The organism is Castellaniella sp., assembly GCF_047971665.1.
GTDB lineage: Bacteria > Pseudomonadota > Gammaproteobacteria > Burkholderiales > Burkholderiaceae_B > Castellaniella.
In genome coordinates this window covers 41,511-56,722 of the sequence record NZ_JBKEAA010000018.1, presented here as the reverse complement: position 1 = coordinate 56,722, position 15,212 = coordinate 41,511, and the positions used below count along the sequence as shown (strand labels likewise).

The 15,212-nt window shown below is 66.8% G+C and carries 17 protein-coding genes; 5 read left to right on the top strand and 12 right to left on the bottom strand.

The features are described from left to right. Positions 1 to 75 precede the first annotated feature (75 nt). From nirK to ACK5JE_RS06945, 7 genes are all read right to left on the bottom strand, one after another. Positions 76 to 1,239 (bottom strand): copper-containing nitrite reductase, encoded by a 1,164-nt coding sequence (gene nirK, locus ACK5JE_RS06975; RefSeq protein WP_416800972.1) that lies wholly within the window; start codon positions 1,237 to 1,239, stop codon positions 76 to 78. Positions 1,240 to 1,432: 193 nt separating this feature from the next. Further along, on the bottom strand, positions 1,433 to 2,287 hold the full coding sequence (locus ACK5JE_RS06970; protein WP_416800971.1) for a formylglycine-generating enzyme family protein: 855 nt from the start codon (positions 2,285 to 2,287) through the stop codon (positions 1,433 to 1,435). 94 nt (positions 2,288 to 2,381) lie between these two features. After that, positions 2,382 to 3,173, bottom strand: coding sequence for an enoyl-CoA hydratase (locus ACK5JE_RS06965; RefSeq protein ID WP_416800970.1), 792 nt, complete (start codon positions 3,171 to 3,173; stop codon positions 2,382 to 2,384). Further along, a complete protein-coding gene (gene lipB, locus ACK5JE_RS06960; protein ID WP_416800969.1) occupies positions 3,139 to 3,843 on the bottom strand; it encodes a lipoyl(octanoyl) transferase LipB in 705 nt (234 codons plus the stop codon). The genes ACK5JE_RS06965 and lipB overlap by 35 nt, the downstream gene beginning before the upstream one ends. Next, positions 3,843 to 4,118 carry a DUF493 family protein gene (locus tag ACK5JE_RS06955; protein ID WP_416800968.1) on the bottom strand — a complete coding sequence of 92 codons (276 nt, stop codon included), beginning with the start codon at positions 4,116 to 4,118 and terminating at the stop codon, positions 3,843 to 3,845. The genes lipB and ACK5JE_RS06955 overlap by 1 nt, the downstream gene beginning before the upstream one ends. Before the next feature lie 7 nt (positions 4,119 to 4,125). Beyond that, positions 4,126 to 5,364: a D-alanyl-D-alanine carboxypeptidase family protein gene (locus ACK5JE_RS06950; RefSeq protein WP_416800967.1), complete on the bottom strand. Its 1,239-nt coding sequence runs from the start codon at positions 5,362 to 5,364 to the stop codon at positions 4,126 to 4,128. Between the two features lie 152 nt (positions 5,365 to 5,516). Next, a complete protein-coding gene (locus ACK5JE_RS06945) occupies positions 5,517 to 6,161 on the bottom strand; it encodes an alpha/beta hydrolase (RefSeq protein ID WP_416800966.1) in 645 nt (214 codons plus the stop codon). A 96-nt stretch (positions 6,162 to 6,257) separates the two neighbouring features. On the opposite strand from ACK5JE_RS06945, the gene ACK5JE_RS06940 reads away from it, so the two are divergent. The 4 genes from ACK5JE_RS06940 to galU are packed head-to-tail and all read left to right on the top strand — an operon-like array spanning position 6,258 to position 8,949. Next, complete coding sequence (locus ACK5JE_RS06940; protein WP_416800965.1) at positions 6,258 to 7,079, top strand: biotin--[acetyl-CoA-carboxylase] ligase; 822 nt, start codon at positions 6,258 to 6,260, stop codon at positions 7,077 to 7,079. Next, positions 7,076 to 7,897 (top strand): type III pantothenate kinase, encoded by an 822-nt coding sequence (locus ACK5JE_RS06935; protein WP_416800964.1) that lies wholly within the window; start codon positions 7,076 to 7,078, stop codon positions 7,895 to 7,897. Before ACK5JE_RS06940 ends, ACK5JE_RS06935 begins: the two co-directional genes overlap by 4 nt. Positions 7,898 to 7,936: 39 nt before the next feature. Continuing rightward, the gene (locus ACK5JE_RS06930; protein WP_416800963.1) at positions 7,937 to 8,110 is read left to right on the top strand and encodes a hypothetical protein; all 174 of its coding nucleotides are present in this window, start codon (positions 7,937 to 7,939) and stop codon (positions 8,108 to 8,110) included. After that, complete coding sequence (gene galU / locus ACK5JE_RS06925; RefSeq protein ID WP_416800962.1) at positions 8,110 to 8,949, top strand: UTP--glucose-1-phosphate uridylyltransferase GalU; 840 nt, start codon at positions 8,110 to 8,112, stop codon at positions 8,947 to 8,949. The genes ACK5JE_RS06930 and galU overlap by 1 nt, the downstream gene beginning before the upstream one ends. Positions 8,950 to 8,976: 27 nt before the next feature. Here the strand turns inward: galU and ACK5JE_RS06920 are convergent, their stop codons facing one another. Together ACK5JE_RS06920 and waaC are read right to left on the bottom strand one after the other, a co-directional pair. After that, on the bottom strand, positions 8,977 to 10,323 hold the full coding sequence (locus ACK5JE_RS06920) for a 3-deoxy-D-manno-octulosonic acid transferase (RefSeq protein ID WP_416800961.1): 1,347 nt from the start codon (positions 10,321 to 10,323) through the stop codon (positions 8,977 to 8,979). 45 nt (positions 10,324 to 10,368) lie between these two features. Continuing rightward, positions 10,369 to 11,373, bottom strand: a complete 1,005-nt coding sequence (gene waaC, locus ACK5JE_RS06915; protein ID WP_416800960.1) for a lipopolysaccharide heptosyltransferase I — start codon at positions 11,371 to 11,373, stop codon at positions 10,369 to 10,371. A gap of 130 nt (positions 11,374 to 11,503) precedes the next feature. Here waaC and ACK5JE_RS06910 point away from each other — a divergent pair, with 130 nt between their 5' ends. Beyond that, entirely contained in the window at positions 11,504 to 12,025 is a 522-nt protein-coding gene (locus ACK5JE_RS06910) for a gamma carbonic anhydrase family protein (RefSeq protein ID WP_416800959.1), read from the top strand. On the opposite strand, the gene ACK5JE_RS06905 is transcribed toward ACK5JE_RS06910, so the two are convergent. The 3 genes from ACK5JE_RS06905 to ACK5JE_RS06895 form a co-directional block, all read right to left on the bottom strand. Beyond that, positions 12,011 to 13,066, bottom strand: a complete 1,056-nt coding sequence (locus tag ACK5JE_RS06905; RefSeq protein WP_416800958.1) for a glycosyltransferase family 4 protein — start codon at positions 13,064 to 13,066, stop codon at positions 12,011 to 12,013. The two genes, ACK5JE_RS06910 and ACK5JE_RS06905, sit on opposite strands and share 15 nt — an antisense overlap. A gap of 82 nt (positions 13,067 to 13,148) precedes the next feature. Then, positions 13,149 to 14,516, bottom strand: a complete 1,368-nt coding sequence (glmU, locus tag ACK5JE_RS06900) for a bifunctional UDP-N-acetylglucosamine diphosphorylase/glucosamine-1-phosphate N-acetyltransferase GlmU (RefSeq protein ID WP_416800957.1) — start codon at positions 14,514 to 14,516, stop codon at positions 13,149 to 13,151. A 57-nt stretch (positions 14,517 to 14,573) separates the two neighbouring features. Next, entirely contained in the window at positions 14,574 to 15,170 is a 597-nt protein-coding gene (locus ACK5JE_RS06895; protein ID WP_416800956.1) for a PhaM family polyhydroxyalkanoate granule multifunctional regulatory protein, read from the bottom strand. Positions 15,171 to 15,212 lie beyond the last annotated feature (42 nt).

The window sequence follows — 15,212 nt, the reverse complement described above, 5'->3', positions numbered from 1 at the left end:
GTTCGAGGCGGCCGACGGGGCCGCCCTGGTATCAGGGACTGCCGGGCAAACACGGCGGTCCCATGGGTTCATGGCTTATTTCTTGATGGGGCTGGGCGGCATGATCTGTTTCATCAGATCATCGTTCCACTGGCCTTCGACCTTGACGTGACCGGCGGCCCCCAGCTCGAACGCCTCGATCAGGTTGTGATTGACGTAGGCATAGATGCCGGGCTGCTTGAAGGTGTAGAGCGCAGCGCCCGCCGAGCCGCCCCGGATGAACCAGGTTTCCAGGTTGGTCTCGGGCGCATTGGAGAACTTGCCGGTTTCCCAGACATAATCTCCATGGCCGCCGATCAGGTGCGGACGGGTATCGCGATTGGCCGAGGAGTGGATGAACAGCACGGTCTCGCCCACCTTGGCCGTCATGGCGCCCTCGCCGGACAGCGCGCCGACCTTGCCGTTGAACACGATGTGCGACGGAATCAGGCTGCGCATGGCCTCGACGGTATCGCCGTAGCTTTCCAACGCCGTTTCGTACGTCTTGTAGTTGCCTTCCGCGTCCTTCGGGATGTACAGGTCGAATTCGCCGATGGTGTAGATCTTGTCGTAGTGCAGCGGCTTGCCGTTTTCGTCCTTGAGACCGTCGCGCGGCAGCACCAGCAGGGTGCCGCTCATGCCCGACACCACATGCCAGGACACCATGCCTTCAGGCGCGCAATGGTAGATGAACGCGCCAGCCCGGTCGGCCTTGAAGCGCAGCACCGCCTGCTCGCCCGGCTTGACCGTGGTCAGCGGCGCCCCGCCCAGCGCACCGGTGGCCGCATGGAAGTCGACATTGTGCTCCAGCGCATTGGTGTCCGGATTGATCAGGGTGAGCTGAACATAATCGCCCTCGTGCACCACCATGGTCGGACCGGGCATCGAGCCGTTGAACGTCATGGCCTGCAGCGTCGTGCCGTTCTCTTCATCGATGACGATCTTTTTTTCCTCGATGGTCATGGTGAACTCGATCACGCGCGGCTTGGCCTTGGTCGCCTGCTCGTGCGCCATCACGTGAGGCGGGGTGACCAGCTCGGCCTTGACATGCTCGAGCGTATCAACGGCGTCGGCAGACACGGGCGGGCGCTCTTTGGCTTCGGCGGCGGGCAACAGCTCACCGAGAAAGCCCACAGCCCCCAGGCCCAGACTGCCTTTCAGAAAGCGGCGACGCCCGTCGGGTCCGATCAGTGCAGCGGCGGCCTCACGAGATACTTTCATGTTCAACTCCCAGATTTGATATGTCGTCTGATTGACAATTCAATCTTGTCACAACCTGGGTTAACCCTTATTGCGCTGCATCAAACAGATTCAGGAGATGGACAGGACTTCAGTAAAAATTTTTGACGCGCTGCAATCCTTGCTGTGAAAGGTGACAGACCGGGTCCCGGCCTGGAATCGCCGGGGGAAAAGATCACTCCACGCGCACCAGACGGAACCCCAGATTGGCCGGCGGCAAGCCAATGGAGCAGGCGCCATTGCGAGGGTCGCGGATGAAGTCGGCCATGGCCGCGATATGCGCGCCTGCCAGGATGCGCACACCGCAATTCTCACGCGGCGCCAGCGGCAACGCACCCATGCTGTGGCTGGCAAAACAGGTGTCGGTCCATTCCCAGATATTGCCGCCGATATCGCTCACACCCAGCACATTGACGCCAAAATGCCCGAATGGCTGCGCGGGCTTGATCCGGCCCCGGGAACGGACGATCTCACGCTCGTACTCGGCCAGCCAGCGCACGGCCGGATCATCCGGATCCGACGGCAAGGCGTCGTCTTCGCGATAGCGATCGGCGGCCGCGCGCACCCACTCGGTATAGAAAGGCAAGCGCCAGTGCTGGCCGGTTTTGCGCGTCAGCCAGGCGGCATAGGCCGTCGCGTCGGCCCAGCTGACCCCCACTGCGGGCAGGTCCGGCGAATCCAGGTCGCGGAAGCCCTTGTCCAGGCGCTTGCAGGCGCCTGCCCGCACACAGCGGGCGTATTCCGCCTGGCTGACCTGGCGGCGCATGATGAAATGACCGTCTTCGACCCGGCCATGGACGCGGGGCGCATCCACGGGCCGCCCCTGATCCAGGAACTCGCCGGCGGCCTGATAAGTGAACTCGCCCCCTGGAATGGCCACCACGTCGATGGCATCCGGTGACACACCGCCATCGGATGCGGCGACGGCGGCCGAGGCCAGGCTCATCCCCAGAACCAGCAACAGCGCCGCGCCTCCCGCGCGCGCCAGGCACCTGAGGAAAGCAGCGGGAGCGGATCGGGGCAGTGACATGACGGAGTTCCGTTTCAGACGACTCCATCATTGGAATGCAGGAACAGCCCCCGATGTCTTGTGATGCATCAACAAGCTGCTGGATTGCGCGACCTCAGCGGCCCCGCCATTGCGGCGGACGCTTCTGCATGAACGCGTCAATGCCCTCGCCCACATCGTCGGCCAGCATGTTCTCGGCCATGACGTCAGCCGCATAGTCATAGGCCTGATCCAACGGCAGGCCCAGTTGCCGGTAGACCATGGCCTTGCCGGCGCGCACGGCAACCGGACTTTTGGACAGAACGGCATCGACCAGTCCGCGCACGGCCTGATCCAGGTCGGCATCGGCCACGGCATGATTGATCAGCCCGCGCCCGACGGCCTGACGGGCGCTGATGAACTGCCCCGTCACCAGCATCTCGAAGGCGCTTTTCAAGGGCACATTGCGCGTCAGCGCCACGGCCGGGGTGGCGCAGTACAGGCCGACATTGATGCCGGACACGGCCAGCCGCGCGCTTTCTGCGGCCACCGCCAGGTCGCAGCTGGCCACCAGCTGGCAGCCGGCGGCGGTCGCCGTGCCATGCACCCGTGCGATGACCGGCACGGGACAGCGCACGATGGACTGCATCAGCCGACCGCAGCGGCCGAACAGATCGCGGTAGTAATCCCGATCCCCCGCATGGCCGCGCATCTGCTTCAGATCGTGGCCGGCGCAAAAGGCGCGGCCATTCGCGGCCAGCACCACGACCCGCAATGCGACATCGTCACGGCAGGCGTCAAAGCGCGTCTGCAACGCCGCCAGCATCTCCTCGGACAATGCGTTGAACTGGTCGGGCCGGTTCAGCGTCAGCGTCAGAACACCATCGCGGCGCTCATCCAGGACCAGATCGGAAAGCGGTGGCTGCATGCAAGTCTCCTTGATTGCCGGCGGCCTGCCAGGCCGCGGAAAAGAACCCGGCCAGACGTTCCCCGACCGACGTCGGACTGGCCGTGATGCCGCAGGCCTTCAGATCGACTGTCTGCAGGCCCTCATAACCGCAAGGATTGATACCCAGAAAGGGACTGAGATCCATGTCCACGTTCAACGCCACACCATGATAGGCGCGGCCATTGCGGATCTTGACCCCGAGCGCGGCGATCTTGGCCAGGGCGTCTCCATGCGGCTGGAGCAGCGACGACTGGGGCACATAGATCCCGGGCGCGCCGGGCTTGCGGCAGGCGCCCGCCACGCCCAGGTCCGCCAGCAGATCCAGCACGGACTGTTCGAGCAGCATGACGAATTCCCGGACGAAAACCCCGCGGCGGCGCAGATCCACCAGCGTGTAGAGCACCACCTGGCCGGGGCCATGATAGGTGACCTGCCCGCCCCGGTTGCTGTGCACTACCCGAATGCCGTGCGGATTGAGGATGTGCTCCGGCTTGCCGGCCTGCCCCAGGGTATAGACCGGCGGATGTTCCACCAGCCAGAGCTCATCGGGGGTGCCGTCGTCGCGCGCATCCGTGAAATCCTGCATGGCCTGCCAGACCTGCAGATAAGGGGCCGGGCGATCCAGCCAGCGCGTCCGCAGGTCCGGCATCAGAGCACCACGGACACCATCTCGTGTCCGTGCAGGGCGCGGTACAGATTGTCGAGCTGTTCGCGCGAGGTGACATGCACCGTCAGCGTCAGGCCCAGATAATTGCCGCTGGCGCTGGGACGGATTTCGATGGAGGCCGGATCGAAGGTCGGATCGAAGCCAAGCGCCACCTCGGCCATGGCGCGCGCAAAATCATCATGCGCGCGGCCCATGACCTTGATCGGAAAATCGCAGGGATAGACGATCAGGGATTCTTCGGGAGGAATCGTTTTCATGTCGCCATTACTCGAACAACAACCGGATCTTGTCCAGCATCCGGCCAAAGAAGCCAGCTTCTTCGACGGATTTCAGCACCAGCAACGGCCGCTGCTCCAGTTCCTTGCCATCCAGACTGATCATGAGCGTCCCGGCCCGCGCCCCCTGGGCCAGCGGCGCCATCAGCGGCTGCGTGTAGCGGGCCTCGGTCTTGATGTCGCTGGCGCGTCCGCGTGGCACGGTCACCCACAGGGGCTCGGACAACCCCAGCTGGACGCTTTCGGTGGCGCCTTCCCAGACGCGCGCCGACACGGCCGGCTTGTCCTTGTCCAGCAGTTTGACGGTGTCGAAATTCTTGAAACTCCAGTTCAGCAGCTTGAGACTGCTTTCGGTACGGGCCGCATCGCTGGCCGCCCCCACCACGACCGAGACGACGCGCCGGCCATCGCGCAGCGCCGTGGCCACCAGGCAATACCCTGCCGACTGCGTGTGCCCCGTCTTGAGGCCATCCACGGTGGAATCCATCCACAGCAGGCGATTGCGATTGCTCTGCTTGATGTTGTTGTAGGTGAATTCTTTCTGGCTGTCGTAATGCCGGTATTGCGGGAAACGCTGGACCAGCGCGCGCGCCAGCGTCGCCAGGTCCTCGACCGTGGTCATGTGATCGGGATCGGGCAGGCCCGGCGCGTTCGTGAAATTCGTATGGTTCATGCCCAGGGTCTTGGCCTGCTGGTTCATGAGCGCGACAAAGGCCGACTCACTGCCGGCGACGGCCTCGGCCAGCGCAACGGTCGCGTCATTACCCGATTGCACCAGCATGCCCTGGAGCAGCTCATCCACCGATACTTCGGTGTTCGGATTGATGAACATGCGTGAGCCTTCGGTTTTCCAGGCCTTTTCGGAGACCCGGACCTTTTGGTCGAGTTTGAGCCGACCGCTTTCCAGCGCCTCGAAAATCACATAAGAGGCCATCAGCTTGGTCAGAGAGGCCGGTTCGACGGCCTCCTGGGGGCTCTGCGCCGAGATGATCTGGCCGCTGGTGGCATCCAGCGTCAGCCAGGCCTTGGCGCCCAGCACCGGCGCGGGAATGTTGGACAGACTGCTGACCATGGCGACCCCTGCCGGGGCGGATGCGGCCGCAGACACGGCCGCCAGAGCGGGCGCGGACGATTCCTGTGACCAGGCCGCGCCGGAGACCAGCAACGAGCAGGCCAGCGCCAGGGGCGCCAGGCGGGAACGACGGGGAAGCGGCTGAAAAACGTTCATGGGCATGAAAAAAGGAAAGAGAGGGAAGGAAACGACAAACGCCCATTATAGGCAGCACGGAAAAACGCCAGGCCGGCCCGGTCGGCGCAATTCGAGACAAAACGCAAGCAACTGAAACGACATCCCCGGGTGGCGCACGACCGGGCCAGGTACTACAGCCCCGCCACTCCGGACTGAACGATCTGGCGCAAAAGCAGCAATTTGCCGTGAAAGAAATGGCCGGCGTCGGGCACGACAGTGACAGCCAGCCGATGCGCCCGCGCAAAGTCCATGCCTTCGGACAGCGGCACGACATCATCATGCTCTCCGTGGATGACGAGCGTGTCGGGCGGCACCGACAGCGCGCGGTGGCTGAACCGGTCGACCGCGCAGCCGATCAGCATCAGGCGGGCCGGCAAAGGCAGATCCCGGTCTGCCAGCTCAGCGTACAACTGGGCGGCCACCGCCGACCCGAAAGAAAACCCCGCCAGCACCCAAGGCCCCGAAACCGCCTCGGGCCGGGTCTGAAAGACATGTTCGACGACAGCCACCATATCGGCGGTTTCGCCGACCGCATGATCGAACACGCCCGCCGATGCCCCCACCCCGCGAAAATTGGGCCGAACCGCCAGCAATCCATGCTGCACGCAGGCGCGCGACACCGTGGTGACGACCTTGTTGTCACGGGTGCCGCCATGCAGGGGATGCGGATGCAGCACCAGCGCCCAGCCCGACGGCGAGTCCTCGGGGTGATCCACCGTGTACTCGACCAGACCAGCCTGACCCTGGCATGCGGCTTGTTCTGTGCGTAAACTCATGGCTGCGCGGATTCTCCTGTCTGCTCCAGACCTCATTCTACCTATATGACTGGCCCATCCCACGCTCCCGCCGGCGCCCTGCCCTCTCCTTCAGACATGGCCACCGCCCTGCGCGCAAGCCTGCCGCAATTCCGCCAGGTGGACTGGGTCGAACAGACCGGCTCGACCAACGCCGACCTGCTGACGTACGCCCGCCGGTCCGAAGGCCCGCCGGACCGCCCCTGGCTGCTGGGCACCCACCTGCAATCACAAGGGCGCGGACGCGCCGGACGCACCTGGCAGAACCGGATTGGCGCCAACCTGATGTTTTCCTGCGCCTTCGACGTCTTTCTGCCGGCCCGTCAGCTGCCCGCGCTCGCGCCTCTGATCGGCATAGCCACCTGCCATGCCCTGCGCGCGCATATCGACCCCGACCAGCGAGCGCGCCTGACCATGAAATGGCCCAACGACCTGCTCTGGGACCAGGCCAAGCTGGCCGGCATCCTGATCGAATCCACCCGCTCGGGCACCGCGCAGGCAGCCGATCATCACCTCATCATCATCGGCATGGGCCTGAACCTGGAAGACGCCCGGGCGCTGTCGCGATCACTGAACCGACGCATCGCGGACTGGGCCGAGGTCGCGGGAGAGGACCCCGCAGCCGCACGCATCACGGCGGCCGAGCTGGCCAGCAGTGCGGCGCGGTCCTGGTATGACGCGCTGAATCACGCCACCGCCCGGGGCTTCTCCGATCTGCCCGACCGCTATGCGGAAATCGACGGCCTGGCGGGCCGCATGCTGGACATCCTCGACGATGGTCGCCTGACGCACACGGGCGCGGCCTGCGGCATCGACGTCAACGGCCGCCTGCTGTTGCGCAATGCCGAAGGCGTTCAGGCCATCTCGGTCGGCGAGATCTCCGTGCGGCTGCAACGATGATCCTGCTGATCGACATCGGCAACACCCGGGCCAAGATCGCCTGGCTGGAACCGGGCGCATCCCGGCGCCGTACCCCGCCCCTGATTCTGGCGCACACGGAACTGTCCGATCTGGCCGCGCGCCTGAGTTTCACGCCGCTCCGCATCCTGGGATCCAACGTCGCCAGCCACAGCGTCCGCGACACACTCGAGCGCGCCTGCCGCACCGCCTGGAACCTGCCCGTGCTCTGGCACGACGCCCGCGACGGCCACGACCGGCTGGTCAATGGCTACCGCCAGCCGGCTCAACTGGGCGCCGACCGCTGGCTGGGCCTGCTGGGGGCGCTGGACCACATCCAGGACGATCCGGCCTGGCAGGCGGGGGCGCCCTGCATTCTGGCCAGTTTCGGCACTGCCACCACGATCGATACCCTGGCCTGGCAAGCACAGGCCGACGGCGCGCGCCGCGCCGCGTTCATCGGCGGACTGATCCTGCCGGGCGCGGCCCTGATGGCGCGCAGCCTGGCTCAGGGCACCGCCGGCCTGCCGCTGGCCCAAGGAGATATTGCCGATTTCCCGACCGACACGGACAGCGCCATCGTCAGCGGCATCGCGGCTGCGCAGGCCGGCGCCGTGCTGCACCAGTGGCGACTGGCCTGTGATGCCTATCCCGGTCCTGCACCGCAACTGTTCATCAGCGGCGGCGCGGCGCCATATCTTCAAGCGGCCTTGCAGGCGGCACTGACACGCTCGGCTCCCGGCCTTGCAACGCCGCCGCGCTGGCTGGACAGCCCTGTTCTGGATGGGCTGGCGAGCCTGGGACAGCCCGACCCCCGCTGATATACTAGCTACACATCATCCTTCCGTCCTGGTCGAAGCATGCGATTCCTGTTGACACTCGCCTTCATCGCCAATCTGGCGCTGCTGGCTTACGGACAGGGCTTCTTCGGCCCGCCGCCCGCCGAACAGGGACGCACACCCCGGCCTTTGTCAGAGCGCAACCAGCAGACCCTGACCCTGGGCGCGCCCCTTCCTCCCGCCACGACTCCCTGATGAAACCGATCCGCAAAGCCGTCTTCCCCGTCGCAGGCCTGGGTACCCGTTTCCTGCCGGCCACCAAAGCCATGCCCAAGGAAATGCTGCCGATCATCGACAAGCCCCTGATCCAGTACGCCGTCGAAGAAGCACTGGCCGCAGGCATCACGGAACTGATCTTCGTGACGGGCCGCCATAAGCGCGCCATCGAGGATCATTTCGACCGCATGCCCGAGCTCGAGGCGGAACTCGAATCCAAGGGCAAGCAGGCCCTGCTGGAAACCATCCGCGCGACCCTGCCACCGGACGTCCACTGCATCTACACCCGACAGGCGCAGCCGCTGGGGCTGGGACACGCCGTGCTGTGCGCCGAACCCATCGTCGGCAACGAGCCCTTTGCCGTGCTGCTGGCCGACGACCTGCTGGATGCCCGCACCTCGGTCACGCGCCAACTGGTGGATGCCGCCCACCAGCACGATGGCAGCGTTCTCGCCATCCAGACCATCGATCCCGCCGACACAAAAAAATACGGCATGGTCGCCGGCACGCCGCTCGACGCGCGCAACACCCGCGTCGAACAGATCGTGGAAAAACCCGAACCACAGGACGCGCCGTCGAATCAGGCCGTCGTGGGCCGGTACATCCTGGAACCCGAGATTTTCGACCACTTGCGCCGCACACAGGCCGGCGTGGGCCGTGAAATCCAGCTCACCGACGCCATCGCCGCGCTGCTCAAGCAGCGCCGTGTACTGGCGCACCACTACGACGGAACCCGCTACGACTGCGGCAGCAAGGAAGGCTTTTTCCAGGCCACGCTCGCACTGGGCAAGAAATACCACGGGCTGACACCGACCTGAGTCGGACGCGGACGGCCCTGCCGGACCTCAGCCGCCGGGCGGGCGTTGCGCAGCCTGCGCCAGCAGCGTCTCGATGCCATCGCCCACACGCGCCACGGCTCCGGCATGCTGCCGGACCCAGTCACGGGCCGCCTCGCCCATGCGCCGCAGGCTGGCCGGATCGTCCAGCCACTGCAAGGCCTGGCGCACAGCCTGATCCGGATCGGCAGCCCGGGCGATGGCTCCCGCGCTCAGCGCATCACTGACCGCCTGCTCGAAATGGGCGGTATGCGGCCCCACCAGCACCGGTCGTCCCTGCGCGCTGGCCTCGATGAAATTCTGCCCGCCCAGCGGCGCAAAACTGCCGCCCACGATGGCCACCTGAGCGCACGCGTAATACCAGGCCATTTCACCCAGCGTGTCGCCCAGGATCACCTCGGCGTCCCCGCACGCCTCGAGGGCGGAACGGCTGCCGTCGCCCAGGGTCAGCAGGTGGCTGCGTCGCACATGCGCCAGTCCGGCCTCCCGCAACAACCCGGCGGCGGCATCGAAACGTTCGGGGTGCCGCGGCACCAGCATGAACAGCAGCGGCGGTCCTGAATCATGCCCTCGAGCGCGCCGCTGCCCGACCTGCTGTCGGATGGCCTCGATGAACGGCGCATCCTCCCCCTCACGGGTACTGGCGATCACCACGACCCGCCGGTCCAGCTGCGCCGAAAAGTGCGCCCCCCGGGTCATCCGTTCCCGATCCAGATGCAGATCGAACTTGAAATTTCCCGAGATCTCGACCTGCCGCGCACCGGCCCGCTCCAGCCGCCGGGCGTCGGCCAGCGACTGCGCATACGTCAGCGTCAGCGCGCCATAGGCGGGCCGCAGCAGCGCGCCCAATCGCAAGGTGGCGCGCAGCGACGCTGCCGACATGCGCGCGCTGGCCAGCACCAGCGGCACGCGCGCGCACACTGCGGCATGCACCAGGTTGGGCCACACCTCGCGTTCGATCAGCACGCCGACCGAAGGGCGGTAATGGCGCATGAACCGGCGCGTCGCCCCTGGAAAATCATAGGGCAGCCAGTCCTGTCGCATGCGGCCCGAGGCCAGCTCCGCCGCATACACACGGTGCCCCTCGGCCTGGCCAGTCGCCGTCATGTGCGTCAGCAGCACCCGATGACCACGATCGAGCAGCGCCCGGATCAGCGGATGCGCCGCCCGGGTCTCGCCCAGGCTGACCGCATGAACCCAGATGGCGCCGTCATCGCCCCCGGCCGGTCCGTAGCGGCCAAAACGCGCGGCGCCCAGCACCGACCACTGGCCGCCGGCGCGACGGGCGCGCAAAGCCATCCACCCCAACAGCAAAGGCGACAGCATCCACAGCAACAGGGAATACAGCCCGCGCATCAGGCGCCTCCACGCAGTCGGGTCACCGCTGCTGCGCCCGGCATCTCAGACGCGGCCCGTCAAAGGCGCCGCATCTCCCCGGTCCCCGCCGGCGCGGGCCGCATCCAGCGCCTCGGCGATGGCGGCCCGCACACAGCCCGCATCGGGCGCCTGCCCGCGTTCGCCCAGACTGGCGGCATAGGCCGGCCCCTGCAGCGGTGTGCGCACGGGCGTCGAGGCCTTGTAGATGCCGATCGTCGGGCGGCCCAGCCCGGCGCTCAGATGCGTCAGGCCACTGTCCAGCCCCACCATGATCCGCGCCCGCGCAAGCTGATCCGCCACCTGCCGCAGCCCCATGCGGGGCAGAACGACCGCATCGGCGCGGCCCCGGATCAGTTCATGCGCCCGGGCCTGCTCGGCCTCGTTGCCGGCCAGCAACCGCAGGCCCAGGCCGCGGCCCTGCAGGTCGTCGAACACCTGCTGCCAGTCGGCCTGCGGCCAGAGTTTGTCATCACGGCTGGCCGAGGGCATGATCAGGGCGGCCGGCTCGATCACGACCCCGTCGGTCAGCGCCCGCAGGCCGAAATCCGGCGCGCCTTGGATCGTATAACTGAAGGCGGCCGCCGCCAGGGTCCGCTGGCGGATGATCGCTGGCTGCCAGAATTCCACCCGATGACGCACATCGTAGAAAAGCGAGGCCAGCGGCTCGCGCGCCGATTTCCAGTCCAGCCCATGCCGCACGCCACGCGTCTGCCGGACCAGCCAGATCGATTTCATCAGGGCCTGCATGTCCAGAATGATGTCGTACCGGCGCTCGCCCAGCGTGGTGCGCAGGGCCGCGCGCTCGCGGCGGATCTCGGCCGCCCACCAGTGCTTGCGCCAGCGCCGGTGCGCCACGGGAATGACCTCGTGCACGGCCGGATGCCAGGCGGGAATTTCGGCGAAGGATTCCTCGGCCAGCCAATCGATCGACGCATCGGGCACATGCCGTGCGATATCGCTGATGGCGGGCAGCATGTGCACCAGGTCCCCGAGCGAGGAGGTGCGTACGATGAGGATGCGTGTCGTCATGGCGCGATTATAGGGCCGGCCCATGCCGCGCGGGCGAGCATGCTACCATCGAAAACACCCCGCCGAACGCGCCCGGCCGTCACTCCGATCACGGGCGCGCGCCGCGCGCGGACTGCCCGGAGATCGCCCGATGACCTGTTATGCCCTGGGGGACCTGACCCCGCACATCGACCCGTCCGCCTTCGTGTCGAACGAAGCCACCCTGATCGGCGCCGTGACGCTGCAGACAGGCGCCAGCGTCTGGCCCGGCGCCGCGATCCGTGCCGACAACGAGCCCATTTTCATCGGTGAGAACAGCAACATCCAGGAAGGTGCCGTGCTGCATGTGGACGCCGGCAAACCCCTGCATATCGGCCGCAACGTCACGGTGGGCCATCAGGCCATGCTGCATGGCTGCACCGTCGAGGACGGCGCGCTGATCGGCATCCAGGCCGTGGTACTCAACGGGGCAGTGATCGGCCGCCACAGCCTCGTCGGCGCGGGTGCCCTAGTGACCGAGGGCAAGACCTTCCCGGAACGATCGCTGATCCTGGGCACGCCGGCCAAGGCCGTGCGCACGCTCAACGACGAAGAGGTTGCCAACCTCGAGGCCAGCGCCCGCGACTACGCCGAACGCGCGCAGCGGTATCGCACCTCGCTACGCCCGCTGTAGGCAGCGATACAGGCTTTCGTAACGCGCCACCATGGTGGGCACGGCATACTCCTGCGCCACCCGCTCCCGCGCCCGCGCTCCCATGGCCCGGGCAGCCTCGGCATGATCCAGCACCCAGGCCACGCGACGCGCCAGTGTCTCGGGATCTCCCGCCGGCGCCAGCAGCCCCCTGTCCGGCGCCAGAATTTCACGGTGTCCACCCACATCCGTGGCCACCACCGGCAGTCCGGTCAGACAGGCATCCAGCACGCTGGTGCCCAGCGCCTCGAACCGTGAACTGCTGACATAGACCTCGGCCAGCGCCAGCGCATCAGCCACCCGGGACTGAAAGCCTGCGAACCGGTAGTGATCCTCCAGACCCAGTTCCGTGACCCGCGCACGCGCCGCGTCGGCCGCCGTGCCATCCGCGCCGCAGTGCAGACACAACACGCCCGGATGATCGCGACGCAGCAACGCGACCGCCTCGATCAGAGTGAGCGGGTCCTTTTCGGGACTGAGCGCGGCCGCTGTGACCAGGACACGCCGGCCTTCCAGACCAAAGCGCGTCCTCAACGCATTCATGCCCTGAGGATCCGGCGGCACGGCTTCGACCGCGCTGGGGATGATGGTGACGGGCAGGCCCAGCGCCCGAGGCGCTGCGGCCGCCGCCTCGCTGATCGCCACCAACGCGTCGGCGCGCCGCCATTTCCAGCGATGGCGGTTCGCCGCGCCCGGCGCGTCGAACGCTGTGCGACGCGTAAAGACCAGGGCCGCGCGCAACAGCGGCCGCAACGCCGCCAGCAGGCTCATGGCCTGGGCAGTCTGGGCATGCAGCACGTCGTAGCGCCATCCCGTCGTCAACAGCACGCGCGGCAAGCCCAGGGCGCCGCCGCAGAGGAATACCGGGATGCCCTCGGCGCGCGCCCGCTTGGCCAACGGCCCCCCTGCGCGTGCGACCAGGGCGACCTCATGCCCCCCCGCGCGCAGGCCGCGCAAGGTCAGCAGCGTCTGGCGCTCACCGCCCCGCCAGCCTTTTTCCAGATTCAGGTGCAGAATGCGCACGATCGTCCTCGTCCGCCACGCGGATCACGCAACCGGTCGGGTCGCGCCCGCCCCCGGACGAGGCTCACAGCACGCCCGGCGATCACGATTTGCGCGTCGGTCGTTTCCAGCCCGGGATGGACTGCTGCCGCGTCCGCGACAACGTGAGCTGGTCGGCAGGCGCGTCCCGTGTCAATGTCGTCCCAGCTCCCAGGGTCGCGCCCTTGCCCACGCGTACCGGCGCGACCAGCTGAGTGTCGGAACCGATGAAGGCGTCATCCTCGATCACCGTCTGGAACTTGTTGACGCCATCGTAGTTGCAGGTAATGGTGCCCGCGCCGACATTGACGCGTTCCCCGATCTCGGCGTCGCCCAGATAGGCCAGATGATTGGCCTTGGAGCCGCGGCCCAGGCGCGTCTTCTTGATCTCGACGAAATTGCCCACATGCGCATCCGGACCAACGTCGGCTCCCGGTCGCAGGCGGGCATAGGGACCGATCCGGGCGGTTTCGGCCACCAGCGCGCCTTCGATGTGCGTAAAGGCATCCAGCACAGTGCCGGCACCGATGCGGGCATCGCGAACGACGCAATGCGGCCCCACGCGCACCCCGTCGGCCAGATGGACCTCACCCTCGAAAACGCAACCCACATCGATGAAGACATCCCGTCCGCAGACCAGCGAGCCGCGCAGGTCGAAGCGCGCCGGGTCCGCCAGGGTCACACCCCGCTCCAGCAGCACGCGGGCCTGTTCGCCTTGCCAGATACGTTCGAGCTGGGCCTGCTGGACACGGCTGTTGACCCCCAGCGTCTCCCAGCCTGCGCCGGGCTGGGCATGCGCGACGTTAACCCCGTCGCCAACGGCCAGACCAACGATGTCGGTCAGATAATACTCTCCCTGAGCGTTGCGGTTGTCGATCCGTCCCAGCCAGTCCCGCAATGCCTTCGTGGGCGCAGCCAGGATGCCGGTATTGACCTCGCGGATGGCGCGCTCCTCGTCACCGGCATCCTTGTGCTCGACGATGCGGCGGATGCGGCCCTGGTCGTCGCGCACGATGCGCCCGTAGCCAGTGGGATCGGCCAGGGTCTCGGTCAACAACGCCAGACCATCGCCACGCGCCTGGAGCAGCGCCCGCAGGGTTTGGGCACGCACCAGCGGCACATCGCCATACAGCACCAGGCTGACGTCGTCCGCACCACCCTCCAGCAACTGAGGCAACGCCTGCATCACGGCATGTCCGGTCCCCAGTTGAGGCTGCTGCAAGGCAAAGCACAGATCCTGCCCCGCGAAAGCCGCCTGGACGCGGTCGGCCCCGTGACCGGTGACGATCACGACCCGGTCGGGCGACAGCGCCCGGGCCGAACCCAGGACATGGGCCAGCATGGGCTTGCCGGCGATCGGATGCAGGACCTTGGGCAGATCCGACTGCATGCGCTTGCCCAGACCGGCAGCCAAAATGATGATGTTCAGCATGAAAGATTCGTGGAATTGAAATCGAAAGGCCCGGCCGCAGGGGCCGGGCCCGGTGCCTCAGCGGGTACGGCGGGCAGTCTTTTTGGCCGGGGATTTGCGGGCCGGGGCTGCCGGTTTCTTGCGTGCCGCCGTGGTGGATTTTTTGCGGGGCGCCGCACGCTTGGCGGCAGGCGCCGTCGCCTGTTCGGCGGTCTCGGCCATGCCTTGCAGACCCGCTGCGGTCGCGCTTGCCAGTTGCTCGAACTGCTGCTGCACCAGATTCCACCAGTCACCCGCCGCGCGGGCGTAATCCGCCCCGGCCGCATCCGCCTGGGCGGAGGACGCCGCAGCCGCCGCGTCCGGCATCACGCTGCCTGCAAAGGACTTGAGCGTGTTCAGCGTGCTGCGCTGGATTTCCATGCCCTGGATGGTGTTGGCCAGCATCGAAGCGTTCAGTTGCAGCCAGTTCTGCACGGTCTGCAGCTCGCGGATGCGACGATCGAGATCTTCCAGGGACATCGGCGTCATCTGCGCGGCGTCCAGGCCACCGGCGTCTGCCATGTTCTGCCAGGCCTGACGCATCATGTCCAGACCGGCGAACAACGGGTTGCGGGCGCCATCGCCCTGCTGACCGAAACCGGGCAGCACGAAAGGATTGCTTGAGTCTTGCGCCATGATGGATTGCCTCCTCCGGCACCATGCCGGGATGATTGAATC